14 protein-coding genes are annotated in these 16,141 nt (G+C 67.1%); 5 read left to right on the forward strand and 9 right to left on the reverse strand.

Going from position 1 to position 16,141, the window contains the following annotated elements:
* Positions 1-423 precede the first annotated feature (423 nt).
* From ASF16_RS00985 to ASF16_RS01000, 4 genes are read right to left on the reverse strand one after another with little or no spacing between them, the layout of a single operon-like run.
* The gene (locus ASF16_RS00985) at positions 424-1,668 is read right to left on the reverse strand and encodes an ArgE/DapE family deacylase (RefSeq protein WP_056161552.1); all 1,245 of its coding nucleotides are present in this window, start codon (positions 1,666-1,668) and stop codon (positions 424-426) included.
* Positions 1,665-3,443, reverse strand: coding sequence for a 2-oxo-4-hydroxy-4-carboxy-5-ureidoimidazoline decarboxylase (gene uraD / locus ASF16_RS00990; RefSeq protein WP_056161554.1), 1,779 nt, complete (start codon positions 3,441-3,443; stop codon positions 1,665-1,667). Before uraD ends, ASF16_RS00985 begins: the two co-directional genes overlap by 4 nt.
* A 4-nt stretch (positions 3,444-3,447) precedes the next feature.
* Entirely contained in the window at positions 3,448-4,407 is a 960-nt protein-coding gene (gene puuE / locus ASF16_RS00995) for an allantoinase PuuE (RefSeq protein WP_056161556.1), read from the reverse strand.
* 41 nt (positions 4,408-4,448) lie between these two features.
* Positions 4,449-5,117 (reverse strand): GntR family transcriptional regulator, encoded by a 669-nt coding sequence (locus tag ASF16_RS01000; RefSeq protein WP_056161558.1) that lies wholly within the window; start codon positions 5,115-5,117, stop codon positions 4,449-4,451.
* Between the two features lie 91 nt (positions 5,118-5,208).
* Between ASF16_RS01000 and uraH the strand changes: the two genes are divergently transcribed.
* Positions 5,209-5,562: a hydroxyisourate hydrolase gene (gene uraH / locus ASF16_RS01005; RefSeq protein ID WP_056161560.1), complete on the forward strand. Its 354-nt coding sequence runs from the start codon at positions 5,209-5,211 to the stop codon at positions 5,560-5,562.
* A gap of 96 nt (positions 5,563-5,658) precedes the next feature.
* Here the strand turns inward: uraH and ASF16_RS01010 are convergent, their stop codons facing one another.
* Positions 5,659-6,144: a hypothetical protein gene (locus ASF16_RS01010; RefSeq protein WP_056162499.1), complete on the reverse strand. Its 486-nt coding sequence runs from the start codon at positions 6,142-6,144 to the stop codon at positions 5,659-5,661.
* A 146-nt stretch (positions 6,145-6,290) separates the two neighbouring features.
* Between ASF16_RS01010 and xdhC the strand changes: the two genes are divergently transcribed.
* Positions 6,291-7,106, forward strand: a complete 816-nt coding sequence (gene xdhC / locus ASF16_RS01015; protein ID WP_056161562.1) for a xanthine dehydrogenase accessory protein XdhC — start codon at positions 6,291-6,293, stop codon at positions 7,104-7,106.
* 182 nt (positions 7,107-7,288) lie between these two features.
* Here xdhC and ASF16_RS01020 read toward each other — a convergent pair whose 3' ends face one another.
* The 3 genes from ASF16_RS01020 to araD all read right to left on the reverse strand — a co-directional run bounded on the left by ASF16_RS01020 (position 7,289) and on the right by araD (position 10,833).
* Entirely contained in the window at positions 7,289-8,281 is a 993-nt protein-coding gene (locus tag ASF16_RS01020) for a tripartite tricarboxylate transporter substrate binding protein (RefSeq protein ID WP_056161565.1), read from the reverse strand.
* Positions 8,282-8,376: 95 nt separating this feature from the next.
* Entirely contained in the window at positions 8,377-9,087 is a 711-nt protein-coding gene (locus ASF16_RS01025; protein ID WP_056162503.1) for a ribonuclease activity regulator RraA, read from the reverse strand.
* A 15-nt stretch (positions 9,088-9,102) separates the two neighbouring features.
* A complete protein-coding gene (gene araD / locus ASF16_RS01030; RefSeq protein WP_056161567.1) occupies positions 9,103-10,833 on the reverse strand; it encodes an L-arabinonate dehydratase in 1,731 nt (576 codons plus the stop codon).
* Between the two features lie 52 nt (positions 10,834-10,885).
* Between araD and ASF16_RS01035 the strand changes: the two genes are divergently transcribed.
* From ASF16_RS01035 to ASF16_RS01045, 3 genes are all read left to right on the forward strand, one after another.
* Positions 10,886-11,581: a GntR family transcriptional regulator gene (locus ASF16_RS01035; protein WP_056161569.1), complete on the forward strand. Its 696-nt coding sequence runs from the start codon at positions 10,886-10,888 to the stop codon at positions 11,579-11,581.
* Positions 11,582-11,858: 277 nt separating this feature from the next.
* Positions 11,859-13,181: a urate hydroxylase PuuD gene (locus tag ASF16_RS01040; RefSeq protein ID WP_056161571.1), complete on the forward strand. Its 1,323-nt coding sequence runs from the start codon at positions 11,859-11,861 to the stop codon at positions 13,179-13,181.
* A gap of 106 nt (positions 13,182-13,287) precedes the next feature.
* Entirely contained in the window at positions 13,288-14,121 is an 834-nt protein-coding gene (locus ASF16_RS01045) for an aminoglycoside phosphotransferase family protein (RefSeq protein WP_056161573.1), read from the forward strand.
* Positions 14,122-14,269: 148 nt separating this feature from the next.
* On the opposite strand, the gene ASF16_RS01050 is transcribed toward ASF16_RS01045, so the two are convergent.
* Positions 14,270-16,135 carry a phosphodiesterase gene (locus tag ASF16_RS01050; RefSeq protein WP_056161575.1) on the reverse strand — a complete coding sequence of 622 codons (1,866 nt, stop codon included), beginning with the start codon at positions 16,133-16,135 and terminating at the stop codon, positions 14,270-14,272.
* Between the last annotated feature and the right edge of the window lie 6 nt (positions 16,136-16,141).

A 16,141-nucleotide genomic window follows, 5' to 3' on the forward strand; every position in this document is an offset into this window, starting at 1 on the left:
ATCGCTTCCCTTCACTTTCAAAAATACGAGAACCGTTCACGCTGAGCTTGTCGAAGCGCTGCGAAAGGCTTCGAAAGGCTCAGCCCGAATGGCGTGGGGCGGATGAAAGGTTGGACGCACATTCGTGTCAAACCGCCAAAGCGTTCCAAACTCGGAAAGAAGAAAAACCGTTCACGCTGAGCCTGTCGAAGCGCTGCGCAAGGCTTCGACAAGCTCAGCCCGAACGGTATGGGGTGTTGAACGACGGAGCGCGAACCCGTGTGAAATCGCCAAAGCGCTCCAAGCTCGGAAAGAAGAAAAACCGTTCACGCTGAGCTCGTCGAAGCGCCGCGCGAGGCTTCGACAGGCTCAGCCTGAACGGTATGGAGTGCTGAGTGATGGAGCGCGAATTCGCGTGGGATCGATCGCCCAAGCGTTCCAGGGTCAGGCCAACAGGTCGCTCAGCGTGCGCGCGATCACCTTGGTGGCGCGGCGCAGGTCTTCGAGTTGCAGGCGCTCGTCGGCGCGCTTGGCGTGAGATTCGAGCACGGTGCGCGGGCCGGAGCCGTAGATCACGCCCGGGATGCCGCGCTCCACATACAGGCGCACGTCGGTGTACAGCGGCGTGCCCACCGCAGGCACGGGCTCGCCGATCACGGCCTGCGCGTGCTTCTGGATGGCGTCCACCAGGGGCTGGTTGCCGGCCAGCGGCGTCATCGCGTTGGCCAGCAGCAGCCGCTTGATGTCCACGCTAATACCGGCACGCTCGCCCGCAGCCTGCTCGATGATGCGGCGGATGGCGGCTTCCACTTCCACCGGGTTCTCTTCGGGGATCATGCGGCGGTCGAGCTTGAACATGACCTTACCGGGCACGACGTTGGTGTTGGTGCCGCCCTCGATGCGGCCGACGTTCAGGTACGGGTGCTTGATGCCTTCGACCTTGGACGTGACCTTCTTGTACTCGTCGTTCTGCGCATACAGCGCGTTCAGGATGTGCACCGCGCCCTGCAGCGCGTCCACGCCGGTGTGGGGCACGGCGGCATGGGCCATCTTGCCGTGCACGGTCACTTCCATCTGCAGGCAGCCGTTGTGGGCGGTGACCACTTCGTAGCTGAAACCAGCCGCGATCATCAGGTCGGGCTTCGTCAACCCTTTTTGCAGCAGCCAGCCGGGGCCGAGTTCGCCGCCGAATTCCTCGTCGTAGGTGAAGTGCAGTTCCACCGCGCCCCGGGTAGGCTTGGCGACGGCTTCGAGCGCTCGCACCGCGAAGGTGAAGCTCGCGAAGTCGCTCTTGCTCACCGCGGTGGCGCGGCCGTACATGGCGCCATGAACGATCTCGGCGCCGTAGGGGTCGTGTGTCCAGCCTTCGCCGGGGGGCACCACGTCGCCGTGGGCGTTCAGGGCAATGGTCTTGCCGCCGTCGCCGTACGGTCTGCGCACGATGAGGTTGGTGATGGACTCCATGCCATAGGCCAATACGTCGGCGGCGGGTACAGCGTGCTTTTCGGCGGTGTAGCCGAACTCAGTCAACAACTCCGCAGTGCGTTCGGCGTGGGGGGCATTGTTGCCGGGCGGGGTGTCGGTGGGCACGCGCACCAGGGCCTGCAGAAAGCGCACTTCCTCGTCGAAGTGCTGGTCGATCCAGGCGTCCAGCGCGGCGTAGTTCTGTGGGGTGTTGTTCGTCGTCATGGTTGTTGTTCCTCTGCAAGTTGGCGCAGGACCTGGGTGAAGGCGTCCACGGCCAGCTGCATGTCGTTGTTGGTGGTGGATTCGAGCGGGTTGTGGCTGATGCCGGAGTTCAGCCCGCGCACGAAGAGCATGGCCTGGGGCATGATTTCGTGCAGCTTCATCGCATCGTGTCCCGCCCCGCTGGGCATGCGAAACACGGGCACGCCCAGAGTATCGACGGCGCGCTCCCAGTGGTGCTGCCACGCGGGCGCGCTGGGTGCTGCGGCGGCGCGCATGGATTCTTCCAGCGTGTAGCGCAGGCCGCGGCGGGCGGCGATCTTGGCAAGCTGCTCCTTCACGTCGCTCACCAGCGCGTCGCGCTGGGCGTCGGTGGGCGCGCGCAGGTCCAGGCTGAATTGGCAGCGGCCGGGCACCACGTTGATGGAGCCTGCAGGCACCTGCAGCTGGCCGATGGTGCCCACCGAGTCGCCGTCTTGCGCGGCGCGCTGCTCCACGTACAGCGCAAGCTCTGCCACGGCCACGGCCGCGTCGCGGCGGCGGTCCATGGGGGTGGTGCCGGCATGGCTGGCGGTGCCGATCATCTCGCACAGAAAGCGCACGCTGCCGTTGATGGAGGTGACCACGCCCAGGGGCAGGTCCAGCTCGTTGAGCACCGGGCCCTGCTCGATGTGCACTTCGATGAAGCCCAGGTACTGCGCGGGGTCGCGCTGCAGCTTGGGAATGTCGTCGATGCACAGGCCCGCGTGCTGCATGGCCGCGCGCATGGTTACGCCGTCCACATCCTTCTGGTCGAGCCAGGCGGGGTTGAAGTCGCCGATGAGCGCGCCCGAGCCGAGGAAGGTGGCCTTGTAGCGCTGGCCTTCTTCTTCGGCAAAGCCCACCACCTCGATGCCGAAGGGCAGCCGCCGGCCGGAGCGGTGCAACTCGCGCACGCAGGCCATGGGCACGAAGATGCCCAGGCGGCCGTCGTACTTGCCGCCGTTGCGCACGGTGTCGTAATGCGACCCGGTGATGAGGTAGCGGGCCCCTTCGGTGGCGGGGTGGTAGCGGCCCACCACGTTGCCCACGGCGTCCACTTCCACTTCGTCGAAGCCGCAATCGCGCATCCAGTGGCTGATGCGCTGGGCGCAGGCGCGGTGCGCGTCGGTCAGATACGTGACGGTGAGCTGGCCCTTTTCGGCGAAGCCGGGGTCGGAGTGTTCGGCCAGCTTTTCCTGCCAGTCCCACACGTCGTTGCCCAGCACGGGCTCGGCGGCGAACTTGTCGTTCAGGCGGATCTCGGCGATGCGGTGGATGTTGCGCAGGGCCTCGGCCAGTTCGAACTCGGGGTGGTTGTCCAGGCGGCGCGCAAACGTGTCGATGATCTCCCGCTTGGGCAGGCCGGTGCCGCGCGGCCCGCGCACCGCCAGGATGAACGGGAAGCCGAAGCGCTCGTTGTACGCGGTGTTGAGCGCCTGGATGCGGTCAAACTCTTCGGGCGTGCACTGCGTGAGGCCCGCCTTGCTCTGCTCGTTGGTGGACTCGGCCGTGAGGTTCTGCGCCACCATGGCCTTGCCCGCCAGTTCGGGGTGGGCGCGGATGAGGGCCAGCTGCGCATCTTGCCCCGCGGTGCGCACCGCCTGGGCCATGGCGTGCTGCAGGTGGGCCAGCGAGCGGAACGGCCGCTGCGCCAGCGCCTGCTCGGCGATCCAGGGTGAGTGCTCGTACAGGCCGTCCAGCAGCTGCAGGGCCTCGGCCGCACTGGCCGTGTTGAGTTGTTCCAGGGTCAGGGCCATGGTGTCAGCCTGCTTTCTGAGAAGGGTAGGGGTGCGCCTGTTTCCAGTGGCGCGCGATGTCGATGCGGCGGCACACCCACACGTCGCTGTGCTGCTGGATGTGGTCCAGGAATCGCTGCAGCGCCGTGATGCGGCCGGGGCGCCCGAGCAGGCGGCAGTGCATGCCGATGCTCATCATCTTGGGCGCGTTGTCGCCGGCCGGGTCGCCTTCGGCATACAGCGCGTCGAACGTGTCCTTCAAATATTGGAAAAACGGGTCGGCGTGCGAGTAGCCCTGCGGCAGCGCAAAGCGCATGTCATTGCAGTCGAGCGTGTAGGGAACGATGAGCTGGGGCACGGTGGCTCCGTTGCTCTTTTTCACTTCCATCCAGAACGGCAGGTCGTCGCCGTAGTAGTCGCTGTCGTACTCGAAGCCGCCGAAGTCGGCCACCAGGCGGCGGGTGTTGGGGCTGTCGCGGCCGGTGTACCAACCCTGAGCGCGGTGGCCCGTCATGCGCTGGATGATCTCCATGGCCTCGGCCATGTGGGCGCGCTCGACTTCTTCAGGTATGTGCTGGTAGTGGATCCACTTGAGGCCGTGGCAGGCGATCTCGTGGCCCAGCTGCACGAAGGCCTGGGTGAGCTCGGGGTGGCGCTGCAGCGCGCTGGAGACGCCGAACACGGTCAGCGGCAGCTTGCGCTTTTCGAACTCGCGCAGGATGCGCCACACGCCGGCCCGCGAGCCGTATTCGTAGATGCCTTCCATGCTCATGTGCCGCTCGGGGTAGCTCGCGGGGTTGAACATTTCGGACAGGAACTGCTCGCTGCCCGCATCGCCGTGCAGCACGGCGTTCTCGCCGCCTTCTTCGTAGTTGAGCACGAACTGCACGGCAATGCGCGCACCGCCCGGCCACTGCGCGTGGGGCGGGGTCTTGCCGTAGCCGATGAGGTCGCGGGGGTAGGGCTGGGTGGAGTCGTAGATCATGGGCGTCGGGGATTCAAGGGGTCATGTCACGGACGGGAATGTCACGCGCTGAGCGCGGCGGCCAGGTCGCTGGCCGGGCGCTTGCGGTCGAAGGTCAGGCTGGCCTCCACATGTTCGAGGTGGGCCTGCATGAGGGAGACGGCCAAGGTCTCGTCGCGTGCGGCGAGGGCGGCCACGATGTCGCCATGCTCCTCGTGGGAGTGCTCGGCGGCGCTGGCCGACTGGTACATCAGCGTGATGAGCGCGCAGCGCGAGATCAGGTCGCCCAGCATCTGCGCCAGCACCTCATTGCCCATGAGCTCGGCCATGCGCACGTGGAAGTCGCCGAGCAGCTCGGTGCGGCTGCTCGCATCGGCCGTGCCCATGACAGCCTTCTCGCTGGCGACGTGGGCGCGCAGCGCCTTGATCTTGGCGGGGGTTACGCTCTGCACGAAGGCGCGCGTCATCTCGGTCTCGAGCATGCGGCGCACGGCGAACACCTGGCGAGCTTCTTCTACCGACGGGGTGGACACGAACGCGCCGCGCGCGGGCTCCAGCGTGACCAGCCGGTTCTGTGCCAGCTGGAACAGCGCCTGGCGCACCAGCGTGCGCGACACGCCGAAGTGGTCGGCGAGCTTTTGCTCGGCCAGCTTGGTGCCGGGCTGCAGGCGGTGCTCCACGATGGCGCGGGTCAACGCCTCGACAATCGCACTGGTGGATGAGGATTCCATGGCTGCATGATAGGTGGATTGGATAAAAGTGTATACACTTTTGGTCTACAGGTCGCGCTGTTCCGGCCTGCTTTCTTCAGGAGAATCCCCAATGGGCTTGAGCACTCACGTTCTGGACACGATGCATGGCTGCCCCGCAGCCGGCATGGAAGTGGCGCTGTACTCCACGGACGGCGACGACAACGCCACGCTGATCAAGCGCCTGGTGCTGAACCACGACGGCCGCACCGATGCGCCGCTGTTCGACAACGCCAGCCTGCGCACCGGCACCTACCGGCTGCGTTTCGATGTGGCGGGGTACTTCAAGGCGCGGGGCGTGCAGCTGCCCGAACCCAATTTCCTGAACCAGGTGAGCCTGGACTTCGGCATTGCGCACACCGACCAGCACTACCACGTGCCGCTGCTGGTAAGCCCGTGGAGCTATTCGACGTACCGAGGATCTTGAGTGCTATGAGATAGATAGCGAGTGGCGCTTGCCAGTGCGGGCTTCAGGCCAAAAGAACTTGAAGCCCAATACAGTCAAGCGCGAGACGCTATCTTTTTAAAGCTGCCCTTCGGTCAGCGTGTCGAGCTGGAACTTGCCGCTCTTGTCCCACAACCAGGTCTCGGTGTAGGTGACCTTGCCCAGGCGGGTGGGGGCCGGAAAGGGCGCTGCGGCGCGCACGGTGCGCTCGATTTCCTTGATCACCTCGGGCGCGTGGCGCGGGGCGCGCAGCCAGTTCAGGCGGTTGACCTTGCCGGTGCGGTCGATGTCCACTTCCAGCACGCCGATGGCATAAAGCTGCGGCGGCAGCTTGCCCTTGAAGATGCGCTCGCTGTTGAGGCCGTACAGGTGCGTGGCCCCGTCCTGGCGGTAGGCTTTGGGTGTGGCGGCGGCCGAGGCGCGGGCCGAGCCGGCGGCAGCAGGCACGGGGCCCTTCACGCCAGGGGTTTCCGGGGCTGCCGGCGAGCGGCTTTCCGGCTCGGGCGTCGGGGTGGGTTCAGGGCCGGACCTGCAGGCTGCGACCAGGGCCGCACCTGCGGCCATGATGCCTGCCAGCAGCCAGTGGCTGCGCTTGCCGTTGGGGCCTGGGGGCGGGGTGTTGGACATGGTGGGGTGGCTCGTGGTGGGTGGCCGAAGGCGCTCGCCGTTCAGGCGGTGCCGCCGGGCCTGATGTAGGAACGAAAAGGACGATGGCGGTGGAACACTTGCGTTTGTTGCTGGAAGGCCTTGCGGCCGCGCCTGCCTGCCTGGTCAGGGTGGAGTCTACCCAAGGGTCCGTGCCGCGTGAACCCGGGGCCTGGATGGCCGTGTTCGCCGATGGGTTCGTGGGCACCATCGGCGGCGGGCACCTGGAGCACCAGGCCATGGCCGAGGCGCGCCGACGCCTGGCGGGCGTACCGTCGCCGCCGGGTGACGGTCCGATGCGCTTTGCGCTCGGCCCGGCCCTGGGGCAGTGCTGTGGCGGGGTGGTGCACCTGGCGTTCGAGCTGCTGACCGCAGGCGACGCGCCCACGCTCGCCGAGCGCCTGGCGCCCCGCCTGCACCCGGTGGCGCTGTTCGGCGGCGGGCACGTGGGCCACGCGCTGGCGCGGGTGCTGGCGCCGCTGCCGTTTGCACTCACCTGGATCGACAGCCGCGACGGAATCTTTCCGCAGCCCGCACCCGACGGCGTGGCCTGCGAGCATTCGGACCCGGTGCAGATGGCGGTGCCGGGGCTGGCGCCGGGCACGCGCGTGCTGATCATGAGCTTCAGCCACGCCGAAGACCTGGACGTGGTGGCCGCCTGCCTGCGCCGCCAGCGGGAGCGGCAGGATCTGCCGTTCATCGGCCTCATCGGCAGCAAGACCAAATGGGCGACTTTTTCGAACCGACTGCACGGACGCGGCTTTGCGCCGGAGGAGCTGGCGCAGGTGACCTGCCCGATTGGCGTGCCGGGCATTGGGGGCAAGGAGCCCGAGGTGATTGCGGTGGCGGTGGCTGCGCAGTTGCTGCAGACGCTGGGTTGAATTTTCCGGAAGACGGCGCGGCGTTAGTGCGGCCCTTCGACAGGCTCAGGATGAACGGGCGGGGGCGTTGGCAAGTGGACTCGCGAGTCACCACCTCCCGTTCGGACTGAGCTCGTCGAAGTCAGGGCGCAGCGTGGGCGAGCACTCCGCCGCCACGTGATCTCGCCTTCACCCCTTTGCCATCACTCCGCCGTCGCCCCCGACTTCTTCACCAGCGCCGCCCAGCGCGGGATCTCCTTGGCCATGTGCTCGCGCAGTTCTTCGGGCGTGCTGCCCACAATCTCCATCGCCAACTGGTCGGTCAGCTTGGCTTTCACGTCGGGCTGCTTCAGGGCCTTGACGATCTCGGCATGCAGCCGCTGGATGATGGGCCGCGGCGTTCCCTTCGGGACGTAGATCGCCTGCCAGGACGACATCTCGAAGCCCGCGATGCCCGACTCGATCATGGTCGGCAGCTCGGGTGCCAGGGTGATGCGCTGGCCCGTGGTCACGGCCAGCAGCTTGAGCTTGCCGGCCTTGACCAGCGGCAGCGCGGCGGTGAGCTGGTCGAACATGAAGGGCACCTCGCCCGCGGCGACATCCGTCATGGCGGGCGGCGTGCCCTTGTACGGCACGTGGGTGAGCGGCACGCCGATGAGGTCGGCCAGCATCTCGCCCGCCAGGTGGGTCGATGTGCCCGCGCCGGACGACGCGAACATGCGCTTGCTCGGGTCCTTCTTGAGCAGCGCGATCAGGTCGGCCACCGAGTTCACGCCCAGCTGGGCGTTGACGATGAGCACGTTGGGCAGGCGCGCGACCAGCGTCACGGGCTCGAAGTCCTTCATGGGGTCGTACGGCAGCTTCTTGTACAGGCTGGCGTTGATGGCGTGCGTGCTGATAGTGCCGCCGAACAGCGTGTAGCCGTCGGGCGCGGCCTTGGCCACGTAGGCCGCGCCGATGCCGCCGGCCTGGCCGGGCTTGTTCTCGACCACAACGGATTGCTTCAGGCTCTCCTGCAGCTTGTGGGCCACAGTGCGGCCCACGATGTCGGTGGAGCCGCCTGCAGTGAACGGCACCACGTAGGTGATGTGCTTGGCGGCGGGCCAGTCCTGGGCGTGGGCGTGCGGCGTGCCCAGCAGGGCGAACAGGGAGAAAAGGGCCAGCAGCGGTGCTGTGGCGCGGTGGATGGATGGCATGGTTTTGTCTCCGGGTGGTGGTGTTGAAGGCCGGGCGCCCTGGCGTTTTTCGCTCTGGGTGGGCTGCCTGGGTGGCTCAGACGGTGAACAAGTTTTCAGCGCCCTTGTGCGGCGCGCCAGGTGGCGAAGTCGGTGCGCGCCTGTTCGTCGGTGGGCGGGTACAGGCCGATGATGGAGCGGCCACCCAGCACCTGCTCCTGCACGAAGTCCTCGAACACGGTCATCTCGGTGGCCTCGGCGGCGACCTCGTCGGCCAGGTGGGCGGGGATCACGATCACGCCTTCGGCGTCGCCCACGATCACGTCACCGGGGAACACCGGTGCATCGCCGCAGCCGATGGGGCCGTTGATCTCGATGGCCTCGTGCAGCGTGAGGTTGGTGGGCGCGCTGGGGCGTGCGTGGTAGGCGGGCATGCTGTATTGGGCGATGTCCGGGCTGTCGCGAAAGCCGCCGTCGGTGACCACGCCCGCCACGCCGCGCTGCATGAGCCGCGCCACCAGGATGCCGCCGGCCGATGCCGCCCGTGCGTCCTTGCGGCTGTCGATGACCAGCACCGCGCCCACGGGGCATTGCTCCACGGCCACGCGCTGCGGGTGGTCGCGGTTCTGGAACACGCCAATGGGGTTGCGGTCCTCCCGCGCCGGCATGTAGCGCAGGGTGAAGGCCTCGCCCACCATGTTGGGCAGGCCCGGGTTCAGGGGCAGCACGCCCTGGATGAACTGGTTGCGCAGGCCGCGCTTGAAGAGTGCGGTGCACAGCGTGGCGGTGCTGACCTTCATCAGCAGCGCGCGGGTGGCGGGGGTCATGGGCATCAGCTCCGTTCAGAAAATGTCGGGTTCGGGAACCGCCTTGCCGAAGGTGGTCTCCAGGAAGTCGAAGTCGCAACCTTCGTCGGCCTGCAGGATGTGCCGGCCGAACATCCAGCCGTAGCCGCGCTCGTAGCGCGGGGGCGGCGGCGTCCAGGCGCTGCGGCGTGTGGCGAGTTCGTCGTCGGTGATCTCCAGGTGGATGGTGCGGGCGGGCACGTCCACCGTGATGCGGTCGCCGGTGCGCACCAGCGCCAGCGGGCCGCCCACGGCCGCCTCGGGCGAGCAGTGCAGCAGGCAGCCGCCATAGCTGGTGCCGCTCATGCGGGCGTCGGACAGGCGCAGCATGTCCGTCACGCCTTGCTTGAGCAGCTTGGTGGGGATGGGCAGCATGCCCCATTCCGGCATGCCGGCCCCGCGCGGGCCGGCGTTGCGCAGCACCAGGATGTCGTCGCCCGTGACGTCGAGGTCCGGGTCGTCCACCGCCTTCTTGAGCGAGGGGTAGTCGTCGAACACCAGCGCCCGGCCCGTGTGGCGCAGCAGGTGCGGCGCGCAGGCGCTGGGCTTGATGACCACGCCGTCGGGCGCCAGGTTGCCGCGCAGCACGGCCAGCGCGCCCTCGGCGTAGATGGGGTTGTCGATGGGGCGGATCACGTCGTCGTGGTAGACCTCGGCGCCCGCGATGTTCTCGCCCAGGGTCTTGCCGTTGACGGTGAGCGCATCGGTGTGCAGGTGGCCGCGGATGCGCTCCAGCAGGGCGCGCAGGCCGCCTGCGTAGAAGAAGTCTTCCATCAGGTAGGCGTCGCCGCTCGGGCGGATGTTGGCGATCACCGGCACGCGCCGGCTGGCCGCGTCGAAGTCGGACAGGTCCACCGGGTGCCCCGCGCGGCGCGACATGGCGATGAGGTGGATGATGGCGTTGGTCGAGCAGCCCATGGCCATCGCGCAGGCGATGCCGTTCTCGAAGTGGGCGCGGGTGAGCATCTTCGCGGGCGTGAGGTCGTCCCACACCATCTCGACGATACGGCGCCCGCACTCGGCGCTCATGCGCACATGGTTGGCGTCGGCCGCTGGAATGCTGGACGCGCCGGGCAGCGCCAGGCCCACGGCCTCGGCGATGCCCATCATGGTGGCGGCCGTGCCCATGGTCATGCAGGTGCCGTGGCTGCGCGCGATGCCGGCTTCCATCTCGCTCCAGGCCTGGTCGGACAGGCGGCCGGCGCGGCGCTCGTCCCAGTACTTGAAGGCGTCCGAGCCCGAGCCCAGCACCTTGCCGCGCCAGTTGCCGCGCAGCATGGGGCCGGCCGGCAGGTAGATGAAGGGCAGGCCCATGCTGAGCGCGCCCATGGTCAGGCCCGGCGTGGTCTTGTCGCAGCCGCCCATCAGCACCGCGCCGTCCACCGGGTGGCTGCGCAGCAGCTCTTCGGTTTCCATCGCCAGGAAGTTGCGGTACAGCATGGTGGTGGGCTTGACCATGCTCTCGCTCAGCGAGATGGCCGGCAGCTCCAGCGGAAAGCCACCCGCCTGCAGGATGCCGCGCTTGACGTCGTCCACCCGCTGCTTGAAGTGCGAATGGCACTGGTTGGCGTCGCTCCAGGTGTTGATGATGGCGATGACGGGCTTGCCCATCCAGTCGTCGTAGCCGTAGCCCATCTGCAAGACGCGCGAGCGGTGGCCGAAGGAGCGGAAATCGTCAGCAGCGAACCAGCGGGCGCTGCGCAAGGAATCTGGGGTGCGTCGGGTCATCGTGGTGCATTAAAACACTAATATATCACTCGCGCAATGCGAGAATCTTCCGATGTCTTTGACCCGCAAAATCAAGCTGGACCGCTCGCGCCTGGCCGCCCCCCAGGTGCTGGAAACGCTGCGCCACGCCATCCTGTCGCTGGAGCTGGCGCCGGGCGCGGTGCTGGTGCGCAGCGAGCTGGCCCAGCAGTTCGGCGTGAGCCAGACGCCCGTGCGCGAAGCGCTGTTGCGGTTGGAGGAAGAAGGGCTGGTGGATGTGTTCCCCCAGCACGCCACGCTGGTCTCGCGCATCGACGTGGCGGCGGCGCGCGAGGCGCATTTCCTGCGGCGCTCCATCGAACTGGAAATCCTGCACCAGCTGGCCAGCGACGCGCCGCCGGGCCTGCTGGCACAGCTGGAAGCGCAGATCGCGCTGCAGGCATCGCTGGCTGCGGCGCAGCGCTACGGCGACTTTGTGGATGCCGACCGGCGCTTTCACCAGCTCATGTACGAGGCCGCGGCGGTGCCGGGGCTGTGGGTGCTGGTGGAGAGGTCGTCCGGCCATGTGGATCGCCTCCGCCGCCTGCACCTGCCCACGGCGGGCAAGACCGAGGCCATTTTGGCGGACCACCGTGCCATCGTGGCGGCCTTGGGCCAGGGCGACGCTGCGCGTGCCCAGCAAGCCGCGCGGGACCACCTGTCGGGCACGCTGAGTGCGGTGGACGCCATCTGCGCACAGTACCCGGACTACATTGCGGTAGACCGCTGACCGGCCGCATGCCGCTATCCTCGGGACAACCCGGGGGTTTGCCTGCTGGCTTCCCAGGCGGAAAGTGCATACACTTCGTGTCCACAAACAGTGGTCGCAGCGGTGCCCCGGCATGCCAATTGCATACCAAGGTGCGCGACCTCCTGGAACGTGTTGGCGATCTACCCGTTGTGGAAGATCACCAGCCCGTCCTGTCTTGCTCAGAGCGCCCGCAGTGGTGAGCAGGTTGCACACAGGCGGCGCGCCCTGCGCCGCCAAAGTTGATTGAGAGATTTCCATGGAAAGCTACTTTCTCGACTGGGCCAACCTGCTGCTGCGCTGGGTCCATGTCATCACCGCCATCGCCTGGATCGGCTCGTCGTTCTACTTCGTCTTTCTGGACAGCAGCCTCACGCCGCCCGAGGACGAAGACCTGAAGAAGCAGGGCGTCTCCGGCGAGCTCTGGGCCGTGCACGGCGGCGGGTTCTACCACCCGGTCAAGTTCGCCGTCTCGCCGCCCAAGCTGCCCGGCCACCTGCACTGGTTCTTCTGGGAGAGCTACAGCACCTGGATCAGCGGGTTTGCGCTGTTCACGGTGTCTTACCTGTACAGCGCCAGCACGTACCTCATCGACAAGTCGCGCATGGACTGGGCGCCTGCCACGGCCATCGTGGTGGCGCTGGCGTTCTTCGTCGTGTTCTGGCTGCTGTACGACGCGATCTGCCGCATCTTCGGCCAGAAGAAGAACGGCGACGCCATCGTGGGCGCGCTGGTGTTCGGGCTGGTGTGCATCGCATCGTGGCTGGCGTGCCACTGGTTTGCCGGGCGCGCCGCCTTCCTGCTGGTGGGCGCGATGATCGCCACCGCGATGAGCGCGAACGTGTTCTTCTGGATCATCCCCGGCCAGCGCACCGTCATCCGCCAGATCCGCACCGGCCAGGACGTGGACCCCATCCACGGCAAGCGCGGCAAGCAGCGCAGCGTGCACAACACGTACTTCACGCTGCCGGTGCTGTTTGCGATGCTGAGCAACCACTACAGCTTTACCTGGAGCCACCCGCAGAACTGGCTGGTGCTGATCCTCATGATGTTCGCGGGCGCCGCCATCCGCCAGTTCTTCGTGGCACGCCACGGCTACAAGCTGGGGCGCAACGGCAACCCGCTGCCGTACGCGCTGGTGGGCGTGGTGGTCATCCTGAGCGTGATCGCGTGGATGCGGCCTGCGCCGGTGGTGGCTGCGGCGACGCCCGCAGCGCCCGCGGTATCCACAGCGCCTGCAGCTGCTGCTGCAGCAGCAGCCCCTGCTTCTGCCGCCGCCAATGGGAGTGCTACTGTTTCGATAGCTGGTGGCGCAAGCGGATCCAGCGGTAGCGCCCAAAATGACTATGCAACGCTGCAGCCCGTGTTGGCCCAGCGCTGCTACATGTGCCACGGCGAGCAGGTGCAGATGAAGAACCTGCGGCTGGACGCGCCCGCCAGCGTCAAGCAGCATGCGCAGGCCATCTACCAGCAGGTAGTGGTGCAGAAGTTGATGCCGATGAACAATGCGACCGGCATGACGGATGCGGAGCGGGCGCTGGTCAAGCGGTGGTTCGAGGCGGGGGCGGTGACGGGGCCATGAATTCAGTGGGGTACGTGGGCCCACTTGCAAGAGCCGGCCATGACCACTTAGTCGCCGCAACCACCGAAGACACCTGCAGATTGTTTGGTCGCAGGAAGACAGCTGTATGTCCGAACTGACCTTGTTCGATCCTTACCTTCAGCGCTGGAAGGCGGAGCCAGACGGCCAACCATTCGCGACCCATGCGGGTCACCTGATGCCGGTTCGCCTCGCCGAGCACCCGGACGGCCGCCTCGCGATGATCAAGATCGCCCGGCATATCGATGAGCGGATTGGCGCGTTGGTGATGTGTTGGTGGGACGGCCATGGCGCGGCGCGTGTCTATGCATGCGATGAGCAGGCGGGCGCGCTGCTGATGGAGCGCGCTGCCGGCCCGGGTCATCTTTTGACAATGGCTGCCAATGGCCAGGATGACGCCGCCACAAAAATTGTTTGCGACACCATCGGCCAGCTGCATGCAAAGCGCCCCTCGCCGCCGCCTGAGGAACTACTGTCTCTCTCCTGTTTCTTCGAATCGCTGGCGCCGATGGCGCAGCGCGAAGGCGGCCTGATGGCCGAATGTGCGGTAGTCGCCAACAGGTTGCTGGACTCACAGCACGAGCAGGTGGTGCTGCATGGTGATGCGCATCACAGCAACATCCTCGATTTCGGTGAGCGCGGCTGGCTTGCCATCGATCCCAAGCGCGTGACTGGCGAGCGCTCCTATGACTATGTGAATGTACTGTGCAACCCTGACTTGAAGACCTGCACCGACCCCACGCGTTTTGCGCGGCAGCTCGACATCGTGCTCAATACAGCTAGTCTGGACAGGCGCCGCTTGCTGCAATGGGTCATGGCGCATGCGGCGTTGTCGGCCGCCTGGTTTTTGGAGGACGGAGAGCGCGACGAGGCCGACAAGGAGCTGGCTGTAGCGGATCTGGCTCGCCACGCCTTGGGTTGATCTTTGCCAAGTCGGCCCGGGCCTAAACCAGGACCTGTGCTCGTAGAAGGCCTTTCAGGGGCCTTGCAATCGATGGGCTCGCTGCTGGATGCCGTCTCGCGCCACTGGCGAACTTTCTCATATCCGGGGTCTGGCTCAACCCGCTTCGTTACGCTGCCAACACATCCTGTAGCGCGCGGCCCAAGGCTGAGTTAGCTGTTGTGCCGTGCAGCACCACACCGCTGGCTGACTGCTTCGCCTCATGCTTGGCTACAGCCGCCAGGTTAGCCACCTCTTCCGCATGCCGAAACCGCCCCGCCATGATCCGCACCGCGCCGATCGACAGCGTCGTACACGGAAAGAACCGCTGCACCCCATGGCGGTCCTCGGCCCCGATGCCGCCCGCCTTGCGCGCCGCGTCGTCGAACAGCGTGAGCGCCTCGCGTGCAAATTCATCCACGATGTTCTTGCAGCGCTGCAGCCAGTTGCTGCTCTGGAACACCAGCATGAAATCGTCCCCGCCCACATGCCCCACGAAGTCGCGGCGGGCGTCGCAGTGGGCTGTGGCCAGGCGGGCCACCAGGCGGATCATCTGGTCGCCGCGCCAGTAGCCGTAGTGGTCGTTGAAGGGCTTGAAGTTGTTCAGGTCGGCATAGCAGGCGACGAACTCGGTGCCCGCGTCCAGCAGGCGCTGCATGTGCAGGCTGATGGGGATGTTGCCGGGCAGGAAGGTCAGCGGGTTGGCGTGGCGCGCGGCTTCGATGCGGGTCTCGGTCACGGCGCGCACCAGCTGGTCGCCGGTGCCCAGTCCGAGGTAGCGGCCGTTGTCGGTGACGATGTAGCCGTCGCTCAGGTAGCGCTGGTCCTGCGATGTGAGGATGCCCACGAGCTGGTCCACGTCGCAGTCCAGTTCCACCACGCGGGGCGACTGGTTGGCGAAGGCCAGGCACGGCTTGCGCCCGTGCACCTCGCGGAAGTACAGCGTGGCGTAGTGGTTCATGAACTGCTGGCGGTTGATGAGCGCCACCGGCCGTGTGCCGTCCACCACCGCCAGCGCGTGCAGTTCGGTGCGTTCGTGGAACAGGTCCGCCACCGCGTCGTTGCTGGTCGCGGGCGATGCCGTGGGCGCCTGCACCACCAGCAGGCTGCGCAGCACGCCGGGGCGCGCGGTCTGGCCCAGGTGCGGCAGCACGGCCACACGCCGGTCCTGCATGACCTCCAGCGCGGGGCCCTCCACGGCGCTGCGCGGTGCCGGAGCCGGGCGGCCCAGCAGCCAGCCCTGGCCGTAGGGGATGTCCAGGTCGCGCAGCGCGCGCAGGTCGTCGCGGGTCTCGATGCCCTCGGCGATCAGCGTGGTGCCGAACACGTCCGCAATGCCCTTGATGGCCTGCAGCATTTGCAGGTTTTCGGGGTGGTCGCTGATGTCGTGGATGAAGTACTTGTCGATCTTCACGAAGTCGGGTTTGACCTCGGACCACAAGCGCAGGCTGGAGCGGCCGTCGCCGAAGTCATCGAGCGCCATGCGGGCGCCGCAGGCGTGCACGGCCTTGATGGCCTGGCGCAGCTGCGGCATGTCGCTCACGCGTTCGTGCTCGGTGATCTCCAGCACCAGCATGCGGGCGCTCATGCCGAAGCTGCGTACCACCTCGCCCAGCCGCTCGGCACCCAACAGCGCCACGCCGTGCACCAGCGCATCGGCGCTGATGTTGACGAACAAACGCCCGGGTGCACCCAAGGCGCCCCATTGTTCGAGCGCCGTGAAGACGCACAGCAGCTCGAAGTCGCGCAGGATGCCTTCGCGCTGGGCCTGTGCCAGCAGCGCGTCGGGCGTGTGCAGCGGCGTGCCCTCGGGGCCGCGGATCAGTGCCTCGTGGGCATACACGGCGCCTTCGCGCAGGTCGGCCAGCGGCTGGAAGACACAGTGCAGGTGGCCGCCTTGCTGCATGAGCGCGGCCACGGGCCCGGTGCCGTCGCGCAAAGTGCACGAGAGCAGCCCCTTCATTGCCGCCAGCCGGCCCTCCTTCATGTTCTGCATCGCGTT

It is taken from the genome of Acidovorax sp. Leaf78 (assembly GCF_001422735.1).
In the GTDB taxonomy this organism is placed as follows: Bacteria; Pseudomonadota; Gammaproteobacteria; order Burkholderiales; family Burkholderiaceae_C; genus Acidovorax.